We start from the raw sequence: 24,255 nt of genomic DNA, 5'->3' as shown, positions 1-24,255 counted from the left end.
CTTTACAGCTTCCACACCCCAATTAAAATGAGCAGAAGCCCTGGTAAGCATGCAAGCTTATCGATCCAGCGCCAATTTGCCAAGTAATGACCAGAACGAAGCCCGATACACACAAAGAGTGAGCTCATCACGGCCACAGTGATACTCATGACAATTGGTGAAAAGCCTAGAATCGCAGCGCCAATCCCTGCGCCAAATGCATCAATGGATAAAGCAATCCCAAGAAGCACCGCTTCTATTCCATTAATCGTCCCAGAACGGTCAATATCTGCACTTGTCGGTTTGCGCAAAATTTGAATGACAAGACCAAGTGATTGCACTTCCACATTAAGCAATGTCTTTTCATGAAGTAGCAAGTCACGCTCTTTCGCTGGTTTGTAAAATTGATAAAGGACCCAAAGTCCAATGGCGATCAAAATGCCTCCACCAAGTTTATCTGTCACTGAGACAGGGAGGAATGTCGTCAGCAGGCTGCCAATCAGCATAGAAATGAGCAGCACAATCCCTGAACAGCATGCAATAATGACAATCGCTTTAAATGGAATCTTCATTTTACGAAGTCCATACGTAAAGCCTACAGAAAAGCTGTCAATGCTGACTGCAATAGCTAAAAACAGGAGCGAAATCGAAATCATACCTGAACTCTTCCTTTCTGTTCATGCAACGATGATCAAGAGTCTCTAGGCGTCCTTAGACTCTTCTTCACTATATGAAGAGCAGGTGGGCTGTGTGTCAGTCTACACCTTGCTGAAAAATGAATGTTTTTTATCGTATGCACAGCAAAAAGGAAGCATGCTGATGGCTGATTTTTATTAAGGACGTTTTTGGCAGGTTACACAAAAATGTGTGCCGCGCCCTCCGACTACTGTTTTCTCAATGATGCTTCCGCATGTTTGACAAGGCTCTCCCCGCCGGTCATACACAAGAAGCTGCAGCTGAAATGTTCCAATATCACCTTGTGAATTGATATATGAGCGAATTGTGCTTCCTCCTGCATCTACCGCTACTTGAAGTGTATCGATAATATGCCTGTGAAGCACTTTACACGATTCAAGGCTGAGCTGATTCGCTTTTGTTTCTGGATGAATGCCTGCTTTAAACAAAACCTCATCTACATAAATATTACCTAGTCCCACGACAATCTTTTGATCAAGCAGCGCTGTTTTGACCACACGGGATGTTTTTTTCAATTGCTCCCATAAATATTCCGGAGTGAATTGATCATCAAAAGGCTCATACCCCAGCTGTGAGAGCGGGAGTTCCTTTTCCTCTTCCCCCGGCTGAAATAAATGCATTGTGCCAAATTTACGCACATCATGATACCGAAGCTCAGTACCATCTGTAAATGTAAAGACGACGTGTACATGTTTATCGTATGGTTCATGCGCTTCATGTACACGGTATTTCCCTTCCATCCTTAAATGAGAGACCATTACGTAGTGGTCTAAATGAAAGAGCAGGAACTTTCCTCTTCTTTCAATGGTTTGTATCGTTTCTCCTACCATCCTTCTTGCGAACTCTTCCGGCTCCCCAGGACGTTTGATGATATTCGGCCATTTGATATCGACCGTTTCAATCGTTTTTCCTTCGACTAACCGCTTGAGTGTGCGCCGGACGGTTTCAACTTCTGGTAATTCCGGCATGCTCCTCGCTCCTTTTTCTCTCTCTATTATTTTGCGTCGTACCAAGATGGGCCTGAAGCAAAATCAACTTTTAGCGGCACATCTAGCTGAAGTGCATTTTCCATGACTTCAGGGACAATTTTTTCGAGTATGGCAATTTCTTCTTTCGGCGCTTCGAAGATCAATTCATCGTGCACCTGTAATAAAAGATTTGCCTGCAAGTTTTCTTCTTTTAACTTACGCGCCATATCAATCATGGCTTTTTTAATAATATCAGCTGCACTGCCTTGGATCGGTGTGTTCATGGCTGTTCTTTCCGCAAAGCTTTTGATATTAAAATTGCGGCTGGTGATATCCGGGATATACCGTCTGCGTTTGAGAAGTGTCGTGACATATCCTTTTTGTTTCGCTTCCTGCACAATCTCTTCCATATAGGTTTTCACGCCTTTAAAGCTTGTTAAATAGCGTTCGATAAAGGCAGCTGCTTCTTTTCTTGTGATCCCAAGATTTTGAGATAATCCATAGTCACTGATTCCATATACAATTCCGAAGTTGACAGCCTTGGCTTGTCTTCTCATAGAGGAAGTCACTTCTTCTTCTGAGACATGGAACACGTCCATCGCTGTTTTCGTGTGAATATCCATATCTTGCGTAAACGCTTCGATCAAATTCTCATCCTGAGAAATATGAGCGAGAACACGCAGCTCAATTTGTGAATAGTCAGCAGCAAACATAAGCCAGCCTTCTTTTGATGGAACGAATGCTTGACGAATCTTCCGTCCTTCCTCTAAACGAATTGGGATGTTTTGCAAGTTGGGATCTGTTGAGCTTAGTCTTCCTGTTTGCGTGAGCGCTTGATTAAATCGTGTATGCACTTTATGGGTATCCTTGCGCGTTACCTTCATTAAACCTTCCACATAGGTCGATTGGAGCTTTCCAATTTGGCGGTAATGCAGAATAGACCGAATGATTTCGTGCTTATCTTCAAGCTTTTCAAGAACATCCGCAGATGTCGAGTAGCCTGTTTTTGTCTTTTTAATAATCGGCAGACCTAATTTTTCAAAAAGAATCACGCCAAGCTGTTTAGGAGAATTGATGTTAAACGTTTCACCTGCTAAGCGGTGAATGGTTTCCTCATATTCTTTCAGCTTTTTCGCTAACTCTTCACCCATCTTCTCTAGGCGCTCAATATCTACCTTTACGCCAAGTGATTCCATTTCACCTAAGATGAGGGCAAGCGGCAGCTCTAAGTCTTCATACAGTTCATGTTGATCATTTTTTTCTAGTGCTTCAAGTGTTAAGTCATGCAGAGCAGAGATCGCCGCTGCTTTTCGCCCAAGATGTTCCTTCAGTTCATCTTCAGGTGGGATCGCCTGCTTTGCTCCTTTTCCGTACACTTTTTCATCAGAAAATGCGATGTTCAGGCCATATTCCTTCGCCACACTGGCGACGTCCTCATAGGATTTCTGAGGATTGACGACATAGGAAGCGAGCAGGACATCGTTATCGACACCTTTTAGATCGACATCGTGCCATCTGAGGGCGACAACTGCTCTTTTTGAATCGAAGACCCATTTCTTCTTCGTTTCATCCTGTACCCATTGTTTAAATGCATCTGATTGAAGTGCATCTTCTTTCGTGATAAAAAATGCACCGTTTTCATTATGGATCGCAAAACCGATCAAATCCGCTTCATGATAATTATCTCCAAGCTGTTCTACCACAAGGGCGGCGTGATCTGTCAGCATTTCATCCGTTACATCGGTCATTTTTTTCACTTCTAATGCTTCAACTTCGACCTGTTCACCTGTTTCTGGTGCTTCTCCTAGTCGCTCTAGCAGCGTTTGAAAGCCTAGTTCTTTATAAAGAGAGATCACTTGATCCATATGAGGACCTTCATATGCGAGATCCTTGCTTGATACATCAATTGGCGCTTCTACAAGAATCGTTGCGAGTTGTTTACTCATCACCGCTTGCTCTTTATATTCTTCAAGCTTTTCTTTGAGTTTTTTACCACTGACTTCGTCAATATGTTCAAGCAGGTTTTCTACCGTTTCAAACTGCTTTAACAATTTTATCGCTGTTTTTTCCCCTACACCGGGCACCCCTGGGATATTATCTGAGGAATCTCCCATCAAGCCTTTCATATCGATGATTTGATCTGGGCGCAGGCCATATTTTTCTTCAATATGAGCCGGTGTGTAATATTCTACTTCTGTAATGCCTTTTTTCGTAATTGCTACCGTCGTATGGTCTGTTGAGAGCTGCGTTAAGTCCTTATCTCCTGAGAAAATTTTCACTTTAAAGCCGTCTTTTTCTGCCTCCACAGCCAATGTCCCGATAATATCGTCAGCCTCGTATTGAGGAAGCTCGTACCTTTTCACCTGATAGGCATCTAATAGTTCACGGATAAACGGCATTTGTTCTGATAGCTCTGGCGGCGTTTTTTGTCTTCCGCCTTTATATTCTTTAAATGTCTCGTGGCGGAACGTTGTTTTCCCCGCATCAAATGCGACGAGCATATGGGTTGGCTTCTCGTCCTCGAGCATCTTCATTAAAATCATTGCAAAGCCATAAATGGCATTTGTATGGACGCCTTTATCATTTGATAATAGCGGCAAAGCAAAAAAAGCTCGATAAGCGAGACTGTTTCCATCCACTAGTACTAATTTCTTTTTGTCTGTCATGTTTTAATCCTCCATCGGCTGAGCCATTTCAGCCGTCTCTTTCACACATTGTATCATCATTTTATCAAAGTTTATTTTGAAAAGAAAATAGTCGAACCTGCATAAAAAAAGGGACGAAAACAACAAGTGTTTTCGTCCTTACAAAATTGGCTCCTTGGATGAAGGGGTTCCTATTCATCCTACCAATGATTGTTTAACTTAACATGAATCCATTGTAAAGATCATGTAAATTTTAACGTGACTTTCCTTTTTTCCCTATTTTGATTTCAGGCTCACTGTAAAAGTCGTTCCTTTGCCTTGTTTGCTATGGACTGAAATCGTCCCTTCATGCGCCTCCACAAGGTGTTTGACAATCGCAAGACCAAGTCCTGTTCCGCCTGAATTTCTACTTCTATCTTTATCAATTCGATAAAATCTCTCAAATATTCTTGGAATCTCTCTTTTCTTCATGCCGATTCCTGTATCTGCTACATCAAATTCATAGGCGCCTTTCCGCGGTCTTGCCGAAATGGTGACACTCCCTCCCTCTGGTGTATAGGTAAGGGCATTGTTCACGAGATTGAGGAAGATTTGTTTTAATCTCAGCGGATCTGCCATCACATAGACAGGCTCTTTCGGGATGCGCACTTGTAATTGAATACCTTTTTCCGCAGCCTTTTGTTTTAAAAGGACTTCAATCTCTTGAATGATTTCTGACGCATTGGCGTCTTGAATATTTAGTTTGAAATGCTGCTGCTCGATTTTGGAAAGATCGAGTAAATCTTGAATGAGAGTTTCGAGTCGGACACTCTCTTTTAGAATGATGGAAAGGAATTGTGTCAGCGCTTCTTTGTCATCAATCGCTCCATCAAGAAGGGTTTCGGAGAATCCTTTAATCGACGTAATCGGTGTCTTTAATTCATGAGACACATTGGCGACAAAATCTTTTCGCATCTGCTCGAGCTGCTTTGTTTCTGTCACGTCATGAAACACAAGGACAATTCCTTTCCATTCATCGTCTGTACTTAAAATTGGGACACCATCCACTTGGAAGTAGCGCCGTTCAATGTCAACGGCTAGGCGCAAAAACTTCCGCACCTTCGTTTCTGTCATAAAAATTTCGTCAATCAGCTCAATAATTTCGTCATGTGTAAATGCTTCATGATACAGCTTGTGCATGTAAATGTGCTTTTGCACCTTAAACTGCTTGCGGAAGGTTCGATTGACTAGGTTGATATACCCCATCTTATCAATCAAAATAATTCCTGCACCGATGTTTTCAATGACTGTTTGCAGACGGTCCCGCTGCATTTCCCCAGTGCTTGTCATTTCTTGAAGGCTTTCTGCCAGACGCTTCATTGATGTATTAAGCTCACTAGTTTCAATGATGAGCTCTTCATAATGATTGGTATCATAGTTCCCGCGTTCCAGCTGTTTGGCTACCTTTGTGGCATAATCTATCGGTTTTACATATTTCATCGACATGCGGTATCCAAAGAAAACGATGATAATAATCGCCGAGCCAAGACAAACGGCTAATGCGAGCCAAAGCTGGCCGTCAATTTCATTTAAAGGCTGGAATGATGCATGGAGAAATAAATAGCCTGCCGGTTCGTTTTGTTTCAGAATAGGGACTGCGTAATGAAACAGCGCATCCTTCTCATCCTCAATGACGACGCCTTTTGTTTGAAGCCGTTCATTGTTCAGTGTTTTTTGAATGATGCCCCTTTGCTCCGCTTGACCCGTTGTATGTATGATATTCCCCTTCAGATCCACAATTGACGCATTCATGTCGAGATGCTGCTTTGCCTGATTGAGGATCTCCTTGTTTTGCTTCGCCTGCAGATCATCACCATCCATGGAAGAAAGAAGAAAGCTCGATTCATTTTCCATTCGTTCCGTTAATTTTGTTTCATAAAAAACATGGAACATGTGATCCAAGAAAAGGCCAAGTGCAACAAACACAATAAAAAGGAGAAAAATAAGTCCCGAAAACAGGCGGGTTCTTATTTTACTCATTTGGCTTTGGCTCCTCCAATTTGTAGCCTAAGCCGCGAATGGTTTTAATGTATGTTGGTTTTTTCGTATTCTTTTCAATTTTGTCCCGCAAGTGGCTGATGTGTACATCCACAATACGAGTGTCACCTGCAAAGTCATAATTCCAAACGGCACTTAGCAGTAGATCACGTGTGAGGACACGTCCCTTATGCTTGGCCAAATAAAGCAGCAGTTCAAATTCCTTCGGTGTAAGCTCTAGGCGTTCTTCTTGGAAGTAGACTTCGTAGTGTTCTGGTAAAATGCGCAGTTCACCAATTTTGATTTGGTCTGCAATGACCTCTTCCTTGTCCTCTTGCGTGGGGACAGGCTGAGATTGCTGCGCTCTTCTTAAGATGGCTTTTACCCGAGCACCTACTTCTCTAGGACTGAATGGCTTTGTCATGTAATCATCGGCTCCAAGTTCAAGGCCGAGCACCTTATCAAATTCATCGTCCTTTGCTGTCAGCATTAAAATAGGGAACATCATTTTTTGAATTCTCAGCTGTTTACACACTTCAATGCCGTCCATCTTCGGAAGCATTAAATCTAATACAATGAGATCAGGCTGTTCACTTGCTGCTTTTTCAAGCGCTTCTTCCCCATCTCTTGCTGTGACAACATCATAGCCCGCCCTTTCAAGGTTATAGCTTAGAAGTGTTACAATCGATTCTTCATCATCCACAACTAATATTTTTTTATTCATGTTGTGCCTCCAATTAGTGATTTCCCCTGCATCCGTTTTTTTGTATCTTATGTGAAAAGCGAGAAGTCATGCTTTCTCTTTCATTTTAACGAAAGCTTAACAAGAGGACAATTTAAAATTTCGACAAGATTTGTTTTGTAAACAAAAAGAAGGCCCCTCATAAGAGAAGCCTTCTTTTTTTCATATTAAGACAATACTTTCATGACGTTCTTAACAGATTCAACAGAACGGTCAAGCTGACTTCTTTCTTCTTCTGTCAGCTCAAGCTCAATGATCTGCTCAAGGCCGTTTCCACCTACGATTGTTGGTACACCAAGGTAAATGCCTTCGTAGCCATATTCACCTTCAAGGTAAGCAATCGTTGGGATTACGCGGCGCTGATCTTTTAGAATCGCCTCAACCATTTCTACAAGTGAAGCAGCAGGTGCATAATAGGCACTACCGTTACCTAATAGGTTCACGATTTCGCCGCCGCCTTTTCTTGTTCTTTCAACAATCGCATCAATTCGATCTTTTGGAATCAATGTTTCAAGCGGGATACCGCCTGCATAAGAGTAACGAACAAGCGGAACCATGTCATCGCCATGTCCACCAAGGACAAAGCCCGTCACATCTTTGACAGATAGATTTAATTCTTGAGCAACAAACGTACGGAAACGTGCTGTATCAAGAATACCCGATTGTCCAATGACTTTTTCTTTTGGTAATCCTGATTCTTTATAAACTGCATATGTCATTGCATCAACAGGGTTTGTTAACACAACAATAATAGCTTCTGGAGAATATTTAACGATTTCGCGTGTCACGCTGCGCATGATTTTTTCATTTGTTGACACGAGATCGTCACGGCTCATTCCCGGCTTTCTTGCAATTCCTGCCGTAATGACCACGACATCAGAACCGGCTGTATCTTCGTAGTTAGAAGTGCCTGTAATGTTCGCATCGAAGCCTTGAACAGGGCTTGCTTCCAGCATATCAAGAGCTTTCCCTTTTGTTGGGTTCTCAAGCTGCGGGATATCAACTAAGACGACATCCGCTAATTCTTTTTGAGCTGTTAAAAATGCTGTAGTTGCTCCAGTAAAACCTGCTCCGATGACAGATACTTTTTTACGCTTGTTTGCCATTTCCTTTTTCCCCTTTAACTTTAAAGTTTAAGAATCAAGACAAGTTTTTGATGAGCTCGTCAGCAAACTCAGAACATTTTACTTCTGTTGCGCCATCCATTAATCTAGCAAAATCGTAAGTGACGACTTTAGATGCAATTGTTTTTTCAACAGATTGAATCACTAGATCAGCTGCTTCCTGCCAGCCAAGGTGCTCAAGTAACAGCACGCCTGATAGAAGAACAGAAGATGGATTCACTTTATCAAGACCAGCATATTTTGGTGCTGTTCCGTGAGTCGCTTCAAAAATAGCGTGTCCTGTTTCGTAGTTGATGTTCGCTCCTGGTGCGATACCAATTCCACCAACTTGTGCTGCAAGTGCATCAGAGATGTAATCTCCATTTAAGTTCATTGTAGCCACAACATCGAACTCAGCTGGACGAGTTAGGATTTGTTGAAGGAAAATATCTGCAATGCTGTCTTTGACAATGATTTTGCCAGCAGCTTCTGCTTCACTTTGCGCTTTGTTTGCCGCATCTTTTCCATCTTGTTCTACAATACGATCATATTGTGCCCATGTAAAGACTTTGTCGCCAAACTCTTTTTCAGCCACTTCGTAGCCCCAGTTTTTGAAGGCACCTTCTGTAAATTTCATGATGTTTCCTTTGTGAACAAGCGTCACAGATTTACGGCCTTGGTCAATTGCATATTGGATAGCCGCTCTGACAAGACGGGATGTTCCCTCTTCAGAAACTGGCTTGATTCCGATACCTGACGTTTCTGGGAAACGGATTTTGTTCACACCTAATTCGTTTTTCAAGAAGTCGATTAACTTCTTCACTTCGTCTGAACCTTTTGCATACTCAATACCAGCATAGATATCTTCTGTGTTCTCACGGAAGATCACCATATCTGTGTCTTCTGGACGTTTGACAGGAGAAGGTACGCCTTTGAACCAGCGAACTGGACGTAAGCATGTGAATAAATCAAGCTCTTGTCTAAGTGCCACGTTTAATGAACGGATTCCTCCGCCAATTGGTGTTGTTAGTGGTCCTTTAATGGCAATTAAGTATTCACGAATGTCTTCAAGCGTTTGCTCAGGAAGCCACTCTCCAGTTTTATTGTAAGCTTTCTCACCTGCATATACTTCTTTCCAAGTGATTTGCTTTTCACCTTTATATGCTTTTTCTACAGCTGCTTCAAGTACTCTTGATGCTGCTTTCCAAATGTCAGGACCGATTCCGTCCCCTTCGATAAACGGGATGATTGGATTATTTGGTACATTCAATACGCCGCCAGTAACTGTAATTTTTTCGCCTTGTGACAATGATATTACCTCCCAGGTTATGTAGTGAATATTTGAAACTTCTTGGCTTGATGTCTGCAAGCAAAAAAGTTTTTCACGTGATTCGTTTTTTGTTGATGTTGATATGGAGGCTGATTAGCCTTTTGAAATCAGCCCCCGCTTATTCTATAAACATTAGTCTCTTTCACTGATCGGAACAAAGGTTTGAAGATCAGGTCCAATGTAATCAGCTCTTGGACGGATGAGTCGGTTGTTGTCATATTGCTCTAAAATATGAGCAATCCATCCAGAGAATCGGCTGATCACGAAAATTGGTGTAAACAAGTCATGATCAATGCCAAGACTGTGATATACGGATGCAGAATAAAAATCAACATTTGGTGGAAGATTTTTCTCTGATGTCACGATTTCCTCTGCGCGAACAGACATTTCATACCATTTCGGCTCGCCAGTGAGGTTTGTTAAACGCTGGCTCATTTCTTTTAGATGCTTTGCACGCGGGTCACCTTGGCGGTATACACGGTGGCCAAAGCCCATAATTTTTTCTTTCTTCTCTAGCTTACCATGAATATAGGAATCTACGTTTTCAACTTCGCCAATTTCTGAAAGCATCTTCATCACGCCTTCATTAGCGCCGCCATGAAGCGGTCCTTTCAGTGCACCGATAGCCGCTGTCACACCAGAGTAGATATCTGATAGTGTAGCAACACATACACGTGCTGTAAATGTCGATGCGTTTAATTCATGATCCGCATGTAGAATAAGCGCCTTATCAATGGCTTCAATTTCTACTGGTGATGGCTCTTCGCCATTTAGCATATACAAGAAGTTTGCAGCATAGCTGTATTCTTCTTTTGGCTGTACAGGCTCAAGTCCTTTGCGAATGCGAGAAAACGCAGCGACTAGTCCAGAAATTTTCGCCTGTAAGCGAATTGCCTTTCTGTAATTCGCTTCTTTGTCCATAATCTCTGATTCGTCGTCTAGTAAACCTAGTAAGGATACTGCTGTACGAATCGCAGACATTGGATGAACCCCATCGAGCGAATAAGATTTAAAATGCTCAATGATTTCTTGCGGAATCTGAGCATTTTCATTGAGCTGCTGTTTTAATTCACTCAGCTCCTGCTCATTCGGCAGCTTTAAGTGCCATAACAGGTAGACAATTTCTTCGAATGTAGCTTTTTCAGTTAAATCATCGATATTGTACCCTACATAAGTAAGAGTATCATCAATAATTGAGCTTACGGATGAAGTTGTTGCCACGATACCTTCAAGACCTCTTGTTGCTGTCATGTTCAATCTCCCCTTTTTAAAAAGATTCCCCTTCGTTGCAGAATTCTCACTTTTTGAAAGCGCTATCCAATCCGAATAAGATGGCAGTTTCTGAAAAGAAAATGCTTACATTTACCTATACGGTTAGAGCGCTTTTAGCCTCATATCTCTTGTGTGATCAATGAGTTCAAAATTAAGCCTATTCCCATTATAAACAATAATCAGACATTTGTTAAATGTTTAACTATAATTTTTTTTGATATTTTTTTTTCCAGTCTCCCATATCAGGCATGGAATAAAGGGAATTTGCTTCTTTTAATATATTTAATTATGTTTTTTTGCAAAAGCTCACGCAAGAAAAAATTTAAAAAAGAAAGTGGCAGGAACCACTCTCTTTTCACCCGCTGAAAAATTTCACAGCCTGCATCGCCAAATAAGCAATTCCTGCCCCGATGAGCGGTCCAACAGCCACCCCTTTAAATAAGCTGACTGCCAAAATGGTACCGAACACAAGCGCTGCCGTAATATGCGGATCATTTTCGAGTAGCACAATCCCGTTTTTTGCAATTAATGCTACTAATATACCCGCTCCAAGAGCTATCCAAGCATAGGAAGATTTCATCGCTTCTCCAAGCTGCTTAAATCCAATGTCACCTGTTGCAATCGGGACCAGCACAGCAATGGTAATAACGGTCACTCCCCAATTAATGCCTTTAGATTGGAGAACCGGGAAAATTTTTTGATCCAGGCCAATCAGCTTAATCGCGATCAGTACAGAGACCGCTAAAATTAACGAATTGTTTTTTGCAATAAGTGCAATAACGAGTAAAAGTACCAAAAATAAATTTGCTTGAGTAAACATACGCCGCTCCTTTCTTTCTTTTTATTGCGACCTTTTCATATTACTAATCTTTTTGAATAAAATGAAGTATCGGACATGCTTGTTTTTTTGGAGGGGATTGTGTGAATCACGCCTATGTGGCCATTTTTCTGCGAAGTTTGATGATGATCAGCATTGCTGTTTTTGCTGTTGTCTTTTTATATCAGTCTTTTCCGTTTTTATATCCTTTTTGGATCGCCCTTATTGTGTCTTGTTTGATTCACCCTGCCGTCTGCAAAATTGAAGAGCTTACTGGGATGCCAAGAGGACTTGTTGTGGTCATTGTACTGTTGCTCTTTTTAGTTGCAGCCGCCGGCTTCATGACGCTTTTAGTGGCTGAAATCATTTCAGGGAGTGCTTATTTGGCAAAGGTGCTGCCTGGCCATCTTGATCAATTGATTGGTATTGTAGAGCAATTTTTCACAGATAAAATTCTGCCTTTATATCATGATGTCACAGCCCAATTTAATACGCTTCAAGCGGGCCAAAAGGAATCGATTTTGGGACAAATTCAAGCACTCGGTGATGAAGCTGCCGCAAAAATCGGGACTTTTCTTTCAAAAACACTAGAGCTTATTCCCGGTTTTTTAGGTCTTTTGCCTGATGCAGCAGCAACATTGTTATTTTCTGCTCTGGCAACTTTTTTTATCACGAAAGATTGGTTTACATTAAAAACATATGGTTCACGTATCTTTCCCGCAAAATGGATGCAGCATACACGCGCCATTTTATCTGAAATTAAAAAAGCCATTACCGGTTTTATGAAGGCTCAGCTTCTGCTTGTGGCCATGACGATTGGTATTGTATTGATTGGACTCATCGTTTTAAAAGTCGAGCATGCCCTTGTGATTGCTTTATGTATTGGATTTGTCGATTTACTTCCATATATCGGGAGCGGCACTGTTTTCCTACCGTGGATCATTTATTCTGCTATGACAGGAAATCTTTCACTCGCCATTGGACTGGGCATTTTGTATATTGTTGTCCTCATTCAAAGACAAATATCAGAGCCAAAAGTCTTAAGCAAATCCATCGGACTTAATCCTCTAGCAACGCTTGTGGCGCTATTTGTCGGGTTAAAATGGTTTGGTTTTCTTGGACTTGTGATTGGCCCTGCTTCCCTTGTCGTGTGGCAGGCATTCCGTAATGCAGGAGTTTTCAGAGATATTTTTGAGTACATTCGGTATGGCATGCAAAAATAAAAGAGACCTAGGCTGAAGGTCTCTTTAGCGAATGATTGTATAGCGGTTGCGATTAGACAAGTTTCTAAGCCAGCGTTCAAAGAGCGGCTTGATTCCCTTTCTCGTCACCGGAATGAGCAGCAAAGCCCCAATGAGATCTGATAAGAAGCCTGGAATGAGCAGCAACAGACCGCCAATCAGAATACAAAAACCATCGACAATCGCTCCCCCTGGCATCTTGCCATATTGTAAATCTCGCTGTACTTTTTGGAAGGCTTCTATTCCTTGTTTTCTTGCGAAATAAGCACCTAATGCACTTGTCAGCACGATGAGCAGCATCGTTGGCAAAATGCCAATGATTTTACTTGAGATTAAAAATAAACTAATTTCCACCGCAGGGAACAGAATTAATAATAGTAGAAAATATTTCTTCAACCATATCACCTCATGGGGTATCTTTCATCGAAAGCTGTTTACTTTTTTTAGTGTAACATAAAAAAAGAGAGGAGTCAGACAACTCCCCTCTTGGATGATTTAAAGGACGCTTGCACGGCCTTTGTAGATCGCTCCGCGTGCTGGATCTACTGTAATCTCTTCGCCTTCTTTTAATAGTGTTGTTGCACCGTCAAGACCAACAATTACTGGAATGCCAAGGCTTAATCCAACAACAGCTGCATGGCTTGTTAAACCGCCTTCTTCTGTGATAAGGGCAGATGCTTTTTCTAAAGCTCCCATCATATCACGATCTGTGCAGTTTGCGACTAGGATCGCACCGTCGTACATTTTTTCTTCTGCTTCTTTTCCGCTTTGTGCAATGACAACCGGTCCAAATGCAGATTTACGGCCAATACCTTGACCTTTCGCAATGATGTCACCGACAACATATACTTTCATTAAGTTCGTCGTACCTGTTTCACCAACTGGCACACCTGCTGTAATGACGATTAAATCACCGTGTCTTACATAGCCTGTTTCAATAGACTTCTCTACTGCATTCTCAAGCATTTCATCAGTAGACGTCGTTTTTGATCCGCTCTTTGCAAATACACCGAATACGAGTGAAAGCTTTCTTGCCACTGATTCGTTTGCTGTAACTGCTACGATTGGTGCTTTTGGTCTATATTTTGAAATCATTCTTGCTGTATGTCCACTTTCCGTAGGCGTCACAATGGCTGCCACATCAAGCTTCATTGCTGTATGTGCAACAGATTGACCGATCGCATCTGTAATGCTGACTTCTACTTCTTCGCTTCTACGGGAAAGAATTGCTTTATAGTTTAGTGCTTCTTCTGAACGTGATGCAATGTTATGCATCGTTTGTACAGCTTCTACTGGATATGTTCCTGCTGCTGTTTCACCAGAAAGCATAATTGCATCTGTACCGTCAAAAATAGCATTGGCCACGTCACTTGCTTCCGCGCGGGTTGGACGAGGGTTACGCTGCATGCTGTCCAGCATTTGAGTCGCTGTGATGACAGGCTTGCCTAAACGATTGCATTTTTTGATCAGCATTTTTTGAACAAGCGGTACTTCTTCTGCCGGGATCTCTACACCAAGATCTCCACGCGCAACCATTAAACCGTCAGATACCTCAAGGATTTCGTCGATGTTATCAACACCCTCTTGGTTTTCAATCTTAGGAATGATTTGAATATCAGTCGCATTGTTCTTTTCAAGAAGCTCACGAATTTCAAGAACATCAGAAGCTCGTCTAACAAAAGAAGCTGCGATGAAATCGACGCCTTGTTCAATTCCAAACAGAATATCATTGGCATCCTTTTCTGTAATACCTGGCAGGTTCACACTGACGCCAGGTATGTTGACGCCTTTTTTGTTTTTGAGCGTGCCTGTATTCATGACTTTAGTGACGATTTCTTTGCGGTCCTTGTTAATTTCTTTTACTTCTAAACCAATCAGACCATCATCTAATAGAATCGTTGAACCTACTTCTACATCATGAATTAAATCTTCGTATGTCACACTAATTTTTTCCGTATTTCCAACAATGTCTTCCATACTCACGATAAGATCAGCACCAGCGACTAGCTCAATTGAGCCGTTTTCAACTGTACGTGTACGGATCTCTGGACCTTTTGTATCTAGAAGGATCGCAATGTCCTTGCCTAATGTTTTACCTGCTTTACGTATGTTTTCAATGCGTGCACCATGCTCTTCAAAATCTCCGTGGGAGAAGTTTAGTCTGGCTACATTCATTCCTGCTTCAATCAATTCAGTCAGCTTTTCAATGCTTTCACTTGCTGGACCGATTGTACAAACGATTTTTGTCTTTCTCATTACTGTTCCTCCTAAGGTCTTCTCGTTTTATATAGAGAGCTCTTGTGAAAGTCGGTACATATTTTTATCGACTGTATGTTTTTTATCTAAGATTTCTAAAATATCATGATGGACAAGTTCATTGCTTTGAATGCCTACACAGCGTCCGCCTTGTCCTTCAAGAAGAAGCTCGACTGCGTATGCTCCTAAACGGCTTGCCAGTACACGGTCAAATGCACTCGGAGAACCTCCGCGCTGAATATGTCCTAAGACAGATACACGTGTTTCAAGGCTTGTCTCCTCTTCAATCCGCTTACCAAATTCAACACCGCTGCCTACGCCTTCTGCAACGATAATAATACTATGCTTCTTACCGCGCTCGTGACCTCTTCTTAACCTAGCAATAATTTCGTCCATGTCATAGTCTGCTTCAGGAATCAAAATAGATTCGGCTCCGCCCGCAAGACCTGACCAAAGGGCAATATCACCAGCATGTCTTCCCATTACTTCCACTACGTATGTACGTTCATGAGATGTGGCTGTATCACGAATTTTATCAATGGCATCAATGACAGTATTCAGTGCTGTATCAAAGCCAATAGTAAAATCAGTACCTGGAATATCGTTGTCAATCGTGCCAGGGACACCTACACATGGAAAACCGAGCTCTGTTAATTTCTTCGCTCCCATAAATGACCCGTCTCCACCAATGACTACAAGTCCTTCAATACCGAATTTTTTTAAGTTTTCAATTCCCTTTTCACGACCTTCAACTGTCTTGAATTCAGGACATCTTGCCGTGTAAAGTTTTGTTCCTCCACGATGAATGATATCGCCTACCGAACCTATTTCGAGTTTCTCAATTTTACCGTTAATTAGACCTGAGTATCCATTATAAATACCGTAAACTTCAACATTATGGTAAATTGCTTTCCTTACAACTGCGCGCACAGCTGCATTCATTCCTGGGGAATCCCCACCGCTTGTTAAAACTCCTATACGCTTCATCTTTTTCACCTCAGAGACCATATATGAATTAAACATACCATTTCCACTGCTTGAAAACAATCATGAGCAAATTTGGATGTTTTCAATACGAATTTCTAAAACCGTACTTATTATACAATTAAATAAACCGTTTTTAAACAAAAGTTAAGAACGTCATGAAAGCAAATCTCTCTGAAATCTGTAAAGGCAGGTGCTATAAACCTTGTCATATCAGGGTTTTCAGACGTTTCAAATTTTATGAAAACAAAAGAAAATTATTTTCAAATAGCGCTTACATGAGGTCGGTTTTCATGAAAAAAGATGAAAAAAATAAACGCCAGCCAAAAAGGCTGTACGTTTATTTAGTTTACCCCAATATATTGATTTTCAATCGATACTTTCCCGATTGCTTTGTATTTTTCATATCTTTGTTCGACTAGTTCTTCAGGTGTTAGTTTGAGCAAAGATGTAAGTGATTGTTTTAATACATTTTCCATGTAGGCTGCTTGTTGTTTCACGTCTCGATGTGCTCCACCTTGCACTTCTTTAATAACATCATCTATAATATCTAATTCTTTTAGGTCTGGAGCGGTAATTTTCATTGATTCTGCAGCTTTTTTCGCAAGTGATGAGTCCTTCCAGAGCAGTGCTGCTGCACCTTCAGGTGAAATCACCGAATACGTTGAGTTTTCTAGCATGAATAGGTGGTTTCCTACGCCTAGGCCTAGTGCGCCGCCGCTTCCGCCTTCTCCAATGACAATACAGACAACCGGTACACGAAGTCCTGCCATTTCGAATAGGTTTTTCGCAATTGCTTCACTTTGTCCGCGCTCTTCAGCTGCTTTACCAGGATAAGCTCCTTTTGTATCAATAAAGCAAATGATCGGGCGATTAAATTTATCTGCTTGTTTCATCAAACGCAGCGCTTTACGGTAGCCTTCTGGATGAGGCATTCCGAAATTACGGCGCAAGTTTTCTTTTGTATCTTTACCGCGCTGATGACCAATAACAGTGACAGGAAGCCCTTTAAACGTGGCAATTCCTCCAACGATCGCTTCATCATCACCATAAAAACGGTCACCGTGACATTCGAAAAAGTTGTCAAACAGCTCTTGAATGTAATCGAGAGTTGTTGGGCGCATCGCATGCCGAGCAATCTGCACTCTGTCCCACGGCTTTAAATTTGTATAAATGTCTGCTTCAAGCTTGCTTAGACGTGTTTCAAGGCGCTCAATTTCTGCACTTAAATCCATTTCTGAGTTTTGTGTGAACTTTTTCAGTTCATCAATTTTCGCTCGAAGTTCAATGACAGGTTTTTCAAATTCTAGTTCTCCAGCCACTCTCGTTCACCTCCTGTGCTGTGTAGCGCTAAGATTCGGCCTAATGTTTCTTTCATTTCTGCACGATGGATGACAGCATCAAGCTGTCCATGCTTCATTAAAAATTCAGCCGTTTGGAAGTCCTCTGGCAGGTCTTCACGAATCGTTTGTTCAATGATTCTTCGGCCTGCAAAACCAATTAAAGCACCCGGTTCTGCAAAGTTGTAATCACCGAGAGACGCAAAACTAGCTGATACACCGCCAGTTGTTGGGTTCGTCATCACAGAGATAATCAACCCTTGATCTTCGCTGAACAGTTTTAATGCTGAACTTGTTTTTGCCATCTGCATCAGACTGAGAATTCCCTCTTGCATTCTCGCTCCACCAGATGCAGTAAAGATAATAAATGGCACCTTGTCCGCTTTTGCTTTCTCGATCGCCAGTGTGATCTTTTCACCAACAACCGATCCCATGCTGCCCATACGGAACGTGGCATCCATGACAGCAATCACAGCACTTTGGCCTTCAATCTCACCTTTACCTGTGACAATGGCTTCATTCAAAGATGTTTTTTCTCTGTCTTTCTCAAGCTTTTCTTCGTAGCCTGGGAAACCGAGCGGGTTTGCTGAAATGAGGTGCCCGTTAAATTCTTCAAATGTGCCTTCATCTACAAGGCTTTCGATACGCTGTTTTGCATTCATTTGCAAATGTCTGCCGCAATTCATGCAAACACGTAAATTTTTATCTAGTTCTTTGGTGAGCATTATTTTTTTACATTGCGGACATTTGGTCATGATGCCTTCAGGCACATCTTGGCTTGCCTGTTCAGAGGGTACAGATGCATATTTTTTCTTTTTACTGAAAATATTCTTGATTGACAAATGACTACCTCCCTTTTTGAAGGGTTTTTTCTTTACACGCACATCCACTATTATAGGACATGTCATAACTGTACCGAAACTATTGTACTTTTTTTGTCAAACGCTGTCATCCTTCATTCAATTTTTTCAGTGGGGAATTGATGAGAAATGAGTAGGTGTTTGGGGCGCTGAGCAGTTGATATGTTTGAATTGTGAACGTCTACAAAAAAATCTCATTCCGGATGAAAAATTTTTCGCGTAAGAGAGGAAATGTTGCACGTTTTTCCTCCAATTTCAGAAAAAACGTGCACACTTTTCCAGTTGATTATTCGCCGATAATCGTTAATTTTCTTGTTTTTTCAGCGACCGCTTCTGGGTCGACTTTGATTCTTGCAACGCCAGTTTCCATTGCTGCTTTTGCCACAGCTTTTGCTACCGCTGGTGCCACGCGTGCATCAAATGGTGCAGGGATGACATATTCAGCTGACAATTCCTCATCTGAAACAAGAGACGCTATCGCTTCAACAGCTGCGATTTTCATTTCTTCGTTAATGTGAGTTGCACGTACATCTAATGCTCCGCGGAAAATTCCTGGGAATGCCAGTACGTTGTTCACTTGGTTCGGGAAGTCAGAACGGCCAGTTCCTACAACACTTGCACCTGCTGCATGTGCATCTTCTGGCATAATCTCTGGATTTGGATTAGCCATAGCAAAGATGACAGGATCTTTTGCCATTTTTCCAACCATTTCTTTTGTTAAAGCGCCTGCTACAGAAACCCCGATAAAGACGTCTGCGCCTTCAATGACTTCTTCTAATGAACCTTCTTTGCGGTCTTGGTTCGTGAATTTAGCTACTTCGTTTTTCACTGCATTCATACCATTCGGGCGGCCTTCGTAAATGGCACCTTTCGTATCACACATAATGATATCACGTACACCGAAATGATAAAGAAGTTTGATAATCGCAATTCCTGCTGCCCCGGCGCCGTTTGCCACTACTTTGATTGAAGACATAGATTTTCCAGATAGCTTCAGTGCATTCACAAGTCCTGCTACTGTCACAATAGCTGTTCCGTGCTGATCATCGTGGAAAACTGGAATGTTTGTCTCTTTTTTCAAGCGCTCTTCGATGATAAAGCAGTTAGGAGCTGCAATATCTTCAAGGTTCACACCGCCAAAAGTCGGCTCAAGAAGCTTCACCGTTTCAACGATTTTGTCTACATCGTTCGTTGCAAGCGCGATTGGGAAGGCATCTACGCCTGCAAAGCTTTTGAATAATACGGCTTTCCCTTCCATTACTGGAAGAGATGCTTCTGCACCAATATTTCCAAGCCCTAAAACAGCGCTTCCGTCTGTGACAACAGCGACCATATTGCCTTTCATTGTATAATCATACACTTTGCTTGTGTCGTCATAAATATCTTTACATGGTTCTGCAACACCAGGTGAATAAGCCAAGCTCAAGTCTTTCGCATTTTTCACTTGTACTTTTGATTTTGATTCGAGTTTGCCTTGATTCTCTTTGTGCATATGTAATGCTTCTTCTCTTAATGACATGTGATGAACACTCCTTCAAGTGGAAAATGATTTAATGATTTGCTAAATTGATAAGCACATACTGGCAGTTTTAAATACACAGAATCTTTAAAATGATAACACAATAGGTGAATTTGTAAAACATATTCAGGCGATTTGTCATCATTTAATCACAACGTTTTGTTCACCGAGCAGCTCTTTTAACTGGAAAATCACAGCATGATCTGCATGAACTTTGTATGCATCTGGAAGTCTCATCGTCTTTTTTTGCTTCTCATAATACAAATAGACATCTGCTTCTCCGCTGTGCATCGAGAGGACTCGTTTTACTTGCTCTAGCAGCTCCTGCGTATGATTCTCTTCTTTCACCCGAATGTAGACAGACTCTTTTCTTTTTGCGTCCATCTCTTCCAGCAAAGCAGCTTCTTGCACGATGATTTGACTGCTGTCATTTCTGATCTCTACTCTGCCTTCCACATAAAGCATGGTGCCCTCCTCAAGTAAGGGGGACAGCTTCCTAAATTGCTCTGGAAAGACGACACCTTCCATTTCTCCCGTTTCATCCCCAAATGTAACAAATGCCATCGATTGTCCATTTTTTGTCCGAATCGATTTCACTTTTGTCAAAAGACCACCCATTGAAATTTTTCGCTTAATATAGGAAGAAAGTCTGATGATTTCCACTGCACCATTCTCTCTTAAGCGTTCTCGATATGCTTGTACTGGGTGATTTGATAAGTATAACCCGAGTGCCTCTTTTTCAAATTGCAGGAGATCAACAAGCGGCATTTCTTCTATCTCCGCATATTTTGGCTTAATGGAGAAGGTTGTATCCCCAAGAAAGTCCAGCTGATCCTCTGGATTTAAAAATGACACGTGGTCTAACGCAATATCTATCGATGCTAATAACGAAGCACGATTGGGATAAAACTCATCCATCGCTCCTGAAAAAATGAGCGCTTCAATCGTTTTTCGGTTGACACTCTTTGGTGATACTCTTGCGCAAAAATCAAATAAATCTTCAAACGGCTTTTCTTGTCTTGCTCTGTATATATCCTTTACAGCTGACACTCCGACATTTTTAATCGCTCTTAAGCTGTAGCGGATCTCCCCTTTTTCAACCGTAAATGGAAACTCACTCTTATTAATAGAAGGCTTCAACACAGATATCCCTTTTTCCTTCGCCTCATAGAAATATTGAGCAATTTTGTCTTCATTTCCAATTACACTCGTTAAAAGACCGCACATAAAATATAACGGATAATGCGCTTTTAAATAAGCAAGCTGAAAGCCAATCATGCTATATGCAACAGCATGGCTTCTATTAAAACCATAGTTTGCAAATTTGACGATTAAGTCATAAACGTCATTTGCAATGTTAACAGGATACTCCTTTTTTAGGCATCCTTCAACAAAATGGCTTCGCTCTTCATCAAGAACCTTTTTATCCTTCTTCGAAACAGCTCTTCTTAATAGATCAGCCTCGCCCAGCTGAAAACCAGCCATCTTCGCTGCAATCAGCATGATTTGCTCCTGATAGACGATGACCCCATATGTATCCTTTAATATGTCATACAAATCAGGATGAGGGTAGGAGACCTTGACTCTGCCATGCTTTCGGTCGATAAAAAGCGGGATATTTTCCATTGGACCTGGACGATAGAGGGCATTGACCGCTACGATATCTTCTAAACTAGACGGCTTCAGACGTCTCAGCACCTGACGCATTCCCTGTGATTCAAGCTGGAATATTCCAGTTGTATCGCCCGCAGATAACAATTCAAACGTTTTCTGATCCTCATATGAAATGTCACTAAAGTTAATGTGGACGTTTTCCTGTCTTTCAATCTGGTTTTTAATGGATTCAATTAATGTTAAGTTTCTGAGCCCTAAGAAATCCATCTTTAAAAGTCCGAGATCTTCTAAATAATTCATGGCATACTGCGTTAAATACACACCTTCATGGCCGTCTTGAATCGGAACGACCTCTGTCAGCGGCTCTTCGCTCAGCACAACGCCAGCTGCATGTGTCGAGGTGTGTCTCGGTAAGCCTTCTACCTTTAAAGCAGTTTGGAAGACCTTTCGAAGCTCTTCAGATTGCTGAAGCATCGTTTTTAATTCAGGAGATGCAGTCACCGCTTCTTTCAGCGTCGTTCCTGGCTTTGATGGAATCAGCTTGGCAAGACGATCCGCTGCCTTTGAATCGATTCCCATCACACGTCCAACATCCCTTAAAGCAGCCTTTGCTGCAAGTGTTCCAAACGTGACAATTTGCGCCACATGCATGTCTCCGTATTTGTCTTTTACATAAGAAATGATTTCGTCTCTTCTCGTGTCGGGGAAATCAATATCAATATCTGGCATACTGATTCGCTCTGGATTTAAGAAGCGCTCAAATAAAAGCCCGTGACGGATCGGATCGACATCCGTAATAAACAGAACATATGCAACAAGTGAACCCGCTGCTGATCCCCGTCCAGGGCCTGTGACAATCCCTCTGTCATGCGCATACTTCATAAAATCCCACACAATGAGAAAATAATCACTGAAATTCATTTTTTGGATAATGCTCAGTTCATATTCAAGTCTTTTGACATACATGTCATGTGAAGCAATCTTTCTTTGCTTCATCCCTTCTGCGCACACTCTGCGTAAAAACTGATCTGCTGTTGATTGATCAGGAGTTGGATAGGATGGAAGTTTTGTCTGTCCAAGATTTAAATCGACCTCGCAGCGGTCTGCAATCTCCACCGTTCTTGTCAGCAGCTCTCGATCATCTCTATACCATTCCAACATTTCTTCAAAGGATCTGAAATGCTTTTCTCCTCGGTCTTCCTCTATCTCTGAAAGCTGCTCCCCTGCTTTAATAGCCTTTAAACACGTATAAGCCATTTTGTCCTCTCGATTGATGTAGTGAACATCCCCCGTCGCAACAAGAGGTATGTCCAAACTTTGTGAGACGTCCCGCAGTTTGCTGGTGAGCGATTCGTCCTGCTGAAATGGCTGAAGTGCGATGTACACGTGGCCCTCGCCGAATATATGCTTTAATTGTTTTGCGGCTTCACGCGCTTCTTCTATCTGATCATGCTGCAAAAGCGTTTCAATATACCCAGATGCACCTGGTGTGATCGCAATGAGCCCGCGATGATAGCTTTTGAGCCATTTTTCTTTCAGTCCGGCTTTTGATTTTGATTTCAGCACACTGCTGATTTTGATCAGGTTTTGATAGCCTTCGTTGTTTTTTGCAAGGAGTACCAAGGGATAAGCCTCTGTCTCTTGTTCATCTATGAAGACAGAAGCTGTTAAACCGATAACCGGCTTGATGCCATGTTTTTTACATTCCTTATAAAATTCAACCGTTCCATACATCACATGGTCATCGGTAAGAGCGAGCGCCTTGCAGCCAAGTTCTTTTGCTTTCAGTATAAGCTCCTTTACTTTAGCTGCACTGCTTAACAAGCTGTATCCACTGTGGACCTGAAGATGAACATAAGACATGCTAAATCCACTCCTTTCGTCTAAAGTCATTCTTTCATTATAAAACGCGATGCGATGAGAAACAAATGTTCTTTCTTTTCTGTCCGTTCATACTTGTCCAGCACACACCATATATTGAATAGAGTGAGGTGGACAAAATGGATGTGAAGGAAGCTTTTATTCCGAATTTTATCAGCTGTTATTTTATCGCCCTTGGGGTCATTTTGGGTGGTGCTATCATAGGCGGTGTTGGTGCGTATTTATCTGGTCAGCCGCCTTTATCCATTATTACTAGTCTTGCCAACCGTTTAAAGATTTGGGCGCTTGTCGCCGCTATCGGCGGAACATTTGATGCTGTTTATAGCTTTGAACGAGGCATTTTCGAAGGAAACACGCGTGATATTTTCAAGCAGATTTTATTAATTATCTCTGCCATGGGCGGCGCACAAACGGGGTATCTCATTATTACGTGGCTCACACAGGAGCATGTGTCATCATGAGGGTGCCGGAGCTGTATAAACGCCCAGGCTGGCAGCGTTTTTTTGCAGGAATGATGTTTGGTGCGATTGTAAGCTGGCTCATTTTTCTCTTTACATACGGAACCTTTCAGGAAAAGCAAGTGACACTGCTGAGAAGCCAGCAGCATCATATGGACAGTTTGAAGGAACAAATCACACTCTATCGGGAAGATTTGCATAAGTTAAATGAGGATAATAAGAAGCGGCTGCTGATCCAAAGCGTAGATGTTCATCTCGTGAATCGTGAGCAATATAAAATCCCAGAGCCAGATACGCTAAAGTTTGAAGATCAGGTCAAGGAGGATATCTCAGAAGTCATTACAAAGGATATTGAAAGTGTCTATAAAACAAAGGAATTACTAAAACGGACAGTGGAAAATAAAGAATATACCATTCGGGAAAAGGCATACCGAGCGAAAGTGACAGAGCTGACAATTTATACGAAGCTTTCACTTGAAGTACGTATTTCATTTGCTGAATAAAGAGGTTGTGGAATTTTTATGAATTTCTGCC

The 24,255-nt window shown here is 41.7% G+C and carries 19 protein-coding genes; 3 read left to right on the top strand and 16 right to left on the bottom strand.

Translation table 11 applies throughout. The annotated features are described in order from the left end of the window. Positions 1-2: 2 nt before the first annotated feature. From ytaF to AC3WTB_RS15805, 9 genes are all read right to left on the bottom strand, one after another. Positions 3-635: a sporulation membrane protein YtaF gene (ytaF, locus tag AC3WTB_RS15845; protein ID WP_034279660.1), complete on the bottom strand. Its 633-nt coding sequence runs from the start codon at positions 633-635 to the stop codon at positions 3-5. Positions 636-812: 177 nt separating this feature from the next. Then, entirely contained in the window at positions 813-1,643 is an 831-nt protein-coding gene (gene mutM, locus AC3WTB_RS15840; protein WP_268502727.1) for a DNA-formamidopyrimidine glycosylase, read from the bottom strand. 26 nt (positions 1,644-1,669) lie between these two features. Continuing rightward, positions 1,670-4,309, bottom strand: a complete 2,640-nt coding sequence (gene polA / locus AC3WTB_RS15835) for a DNA polymerase I (RefSeq protein ID WP_366206856.1) — start codon at positions 4,307-4,309, stop codon at positions 1,670-1,672. Between the two features lie 255 nt (positions 4,310-4,564). Continuing rightward, positions 4,565-6,307, bottom strand: a complete 1,743-nt coding sequence (gene pnpS, locus AC3WTB_RS15830; protein ID WP_492333953.1) for a two-component system histidine kinase PnpS — start codon at positions 6,305-6,307, stop codon at positions 4,565-4,567. Then, positions 6,300-7,028, bottom strand: coding sequence for a response regulator transcription factor (locus AC3WTB_RS15825; protein ID WP_041086581.1), 729 nt, complete (start codon positions 7,026-7,028; stop codon positions 6,300-6,302). The genes pnpS and AC3WTB_RS15825 overlap by 8 nt, the downstream gene beginning before the upstream one ends. 185 nt (positions 7,029-7,213) lie before the next feature. Then, a complete protein-coding gene (gene mdh / locus AC3WTB_RS15820; RefSeq protein ID WP_008356047.1) occupies positions 7,214-8,152 on the bottom strand; it encodes a malate dehydrogenase in 939 nt (312 codons plus the stop codon). 34 nt (positions 8,153-8,186) lie between these two features. After that, a complete protein-coding gene (gene icd / locus AC3WTB_RS15815; RefSeq protein WP_024424789.1) occupies positions 8,187-9,458 on the bottom strand; it encodes an NADP-dependent isocitrate dehydrogenase in 1,272 nt (423 codons plus the stop codon). 153 nt (positions 9,459-9,611) lie between these two features. Continuing rightward, positions 9,612-10,730 carry a citrate synthase gene (gene citZ, locus AC3WTB_RS15810; RefSeq protein ID WP_024424790.1) on the bottom strand — a complete coding sequence of 373 codons (1,119 nt, stop codon included), beginning with the start codon at positions 10,728-10,730 and terminating at the stop codon, positions 9,612-9,614. A gap of 376 nt (positions 10,731-11,106) precedes the next feature. Next, the gene (locus AC3WTB_RS15805) at positions 11,107-11,571 is read right to left on the bottom strand and encodes a DUF441 domain-containing protein (protein WP_007501699.1); all 465 of its coding nucleotides are present in this window, start codon (positions 11,569-11,571) and stop codon (positions 11,107-11,109) included. A gap of 101 nt (positions 11,572-11,672) precedes the next feature. On the opposite strand from AC3WTB_RS15805, the gene ytvI reads away from it, so the two are divergent. Beyond that, positions 11,673-12,791: a sporulation integral membrane protein YtvI gene (gene ytvI / locus AC3WTB_RS15800; protein ID WP_461198398.1), complete on the top strand. Its 1,119-nt coding sequence runs from the start codon at positions 11,673-11,675 to the stop codon at positions 12,789-12,791. A 24-nt stretch (positions 12,792-12,815) separates the two neighbouring features. Here ytvI and AC3WTB_RS15795 read toward each other — a convergent pair whose 3' ends face one another. The 7 genes from AC3WTB_RS15795 to dnaE form a co-directional block, all read right to left on the bottom strand. After that, entirely contained in the window at positions 12,816-13,205 is a 390-nt protein-coding gene (locus AC3WTB_RS15795) for an FxsA family protein (RefSeq protein WP_039180564.1), read from the bottom strand. 99 nt (positions 13,206-13,304) lie between these two features. Then, positions 13,305-15,065: a pyruvate kinase gene (gene pyk, locus AC3WTB_RS15790; RefSeq protein WP_039180567.1), complete on the bottom strand. Its 1,761-nt coding sequence runs from the start codon at positions 15,063-15,065 to the stop codon at positions 13,305-13,307. A 27-nt stretch (positions 15,066-15,092) separates the two neighbouring features. Next, entirely contained in the window at positions 15,093-16,052 is a 960-nt protein-coding gene (pfkA, locus tag AC3WTB_RS15785) for a 6-phosphofructokinase (protein WP_024424794.1), read from the bottom strand. A 341-nt stretch (positions 16,053-16,393) separates the two neighbouring features. Beyond that, on the bottom strand, positions 16,394-17,371 hold the full coding sequence (accA, locus tag AC3WTB_RS15780) for an acetyl-CoA carboxylase carboxyl transferase subunit alpha (protein ID WP_039180569.1): 978 nt from the start codon (positions 17,369-17,371) through the stop codon (positions 16,394-16,396). After that, positions 17,356-18,231: an acetyl-CoA carboxylase, carboxyltransferase subunit beta gene (gene accD / locus AC3WTB_RS15775; protein ID WP_034279640.1), complete on the bottom strand. Its 876-nt coding sequence runs from the start codon at positions 18,229-18,231 to the stop codon at positions 17,356-17,358. Before accD ends, accA begins: the two co-directional genes overlap by 16 nt. A gap of 304 nt (positions 18,232-18,535) precedes the next feature. Beyond that, on the bottom strand, positions 18,536-19,768 hold the full coding sequence (gene ystJ / locus AC3WTB_RS15770) for an NADP-dependent malic enzyme (protein ID WP_025092260.1): 1,233 nt from the start codon (positions 19,766-19,768) through the stop codon (positions 18,536-18,538). Between the two features lie 141 nt (positions 19,769-19,909). Further along, positions 19,910-23,245 (bottom strand): DNA polymerase III subunit alpha, encoded by a 3,336-nt coding sequence (dnaE, locus tag AC3WTB_RS15765; protein WP_492333952.1) that lies wholly within the window; start codon positions 23,243-23,245, stop codon positions 19,910-19,912. A 137-nt stretch (positions 23,246-23,382) separates the two neighbouring features. On the opposite strand from dnaE, the gene ytrH reads away from it, so the two are divergent. Then, positions 23,383-23,724 carry a sporulation membrane protein YtrH gene (ytrH, locus tag AC3WTB_RS15760; protein WP_024424798.1) on the top strand — a complete coding sequence of 114 codons (342 nt, stop codon included), beginning with the start codon at positions 23,383-23,385 and terminating at the stop codon, positions 23,722-23,724. After that, positions 23,721-24,224 carry a sporulation membrane protein YtrI gene (gene ytrI / locus AC3WTB_RS15755; RefSeq protein ID WP_003216226.1) on the top strand — a complete coding sequence of 168 codons (504 nt, stop codon included), beginning with the start codon at positions 23,721-23,723 and terminating at the stop codon, positions 24,222-24,224. The genes ytrH and ytrI overlap by 4 nt, the downstream gene beginning before the upstream one ends. The last annotated feature ends 31 nt before the right edge of the window (positions 24,225-24,255 follow it).

It is taken from the genome of Bacillus sp. EB106-04-04-XG123 (assembly GCF_058791855.1).
This window is presented reverse-complemented; position numbering and strand designations above follow the sequence as displayed.

Coding starts and splice junctions, on each gene's coding strand:
- citZ (WP_024424790.1), bottom strand. CDS start 10,730: ATGACAGCAACAAGAGGTCTTGAAGGTATCGTGGCAACAACTTCATCC.
- AC3WTB_RS15805 (WP_007501699.1), bottom strand. CDS start 11,571: ATGTTTACTCAAGCAAATTTATTTTTGGTACTTTTACTCGTTATTGCA.
- mdh (WP_008356047.1), bottom strand. CDS start 8,152: ATGGCAAACAAGCGTAAAAAAGTATCTGTCATCGGAGCAGGTTTTACT.
- ytrH (WP_024424798.1), top strand. CDS start 23,383: ATGGATGTGAAGGAAGCTTTTATTCCGAATTTTATCAGCTGTTATTTT.
- pnpS (WP_492333953.1), bottom strand. CDS start 6,307: ATGAGTAAAATAAGAACCCGCCTGTTTTCGGGACTTATTTTTCTCCTT.
- AC3WTB_RS15825 (WP_041086581.1), bottom strand. CDS start 7,028: ATGAATAAAAAAATATTAGTTGTGGATGATGAAGAATCGATTGTAACA.
- pyk (WP_039180567.1), bottom strand. CDS start 15,065: ATGAGAAAGACAAAAATCGTTTGTACAATCGGTCCAGCAAGTGAAAGC.
- ytaF (WP_034279660.1), bottom strand. CDS start 635: ATGATTTCGATTTCGCTCCTGTTTTTAGCTATTGCAGTCAGCATTGAC.
- pfkA (WP_024424794.1), bottom strand. CDS start 16,052: ATGAAGCGTATAGGAGTTTTAACAAGCGGTGGGGATTCCCCAGGAATG.
- mutM (WP_268502727.1), bottom strand. CDS start 1,643: ATGCCGGAATTACCAGAAGTTGAAACCGTCCGGCGCACACTCAAGCGG.
- ystJ (WP_025092260.1), bottom strand. CDS start 19,768: ATGTCATTAAGAGAAGAAGCATTACATATGCACAAAGAGAATCAAGGC.
- polA (WP_366206856.1), bottom strand. CDS start 4,309: ATGACAGACAAAAAGAAATTAGTACTAGTGGATGGAAACAGTCTCGCT.
- dnaE (WP_492333952.1), bottom strand. CDS start 23,245: ATGTCTTATGTTCATCTTCAGGTCCACAGTGGATACAGCTTGTTAAGC.
- ytrI (WP_003216226.1), top strand. CDS start 23,721: ATGAGGGTGCCGGAGCTGTATAAACGCCCAGGCTGGCAGCGTTTTTTT.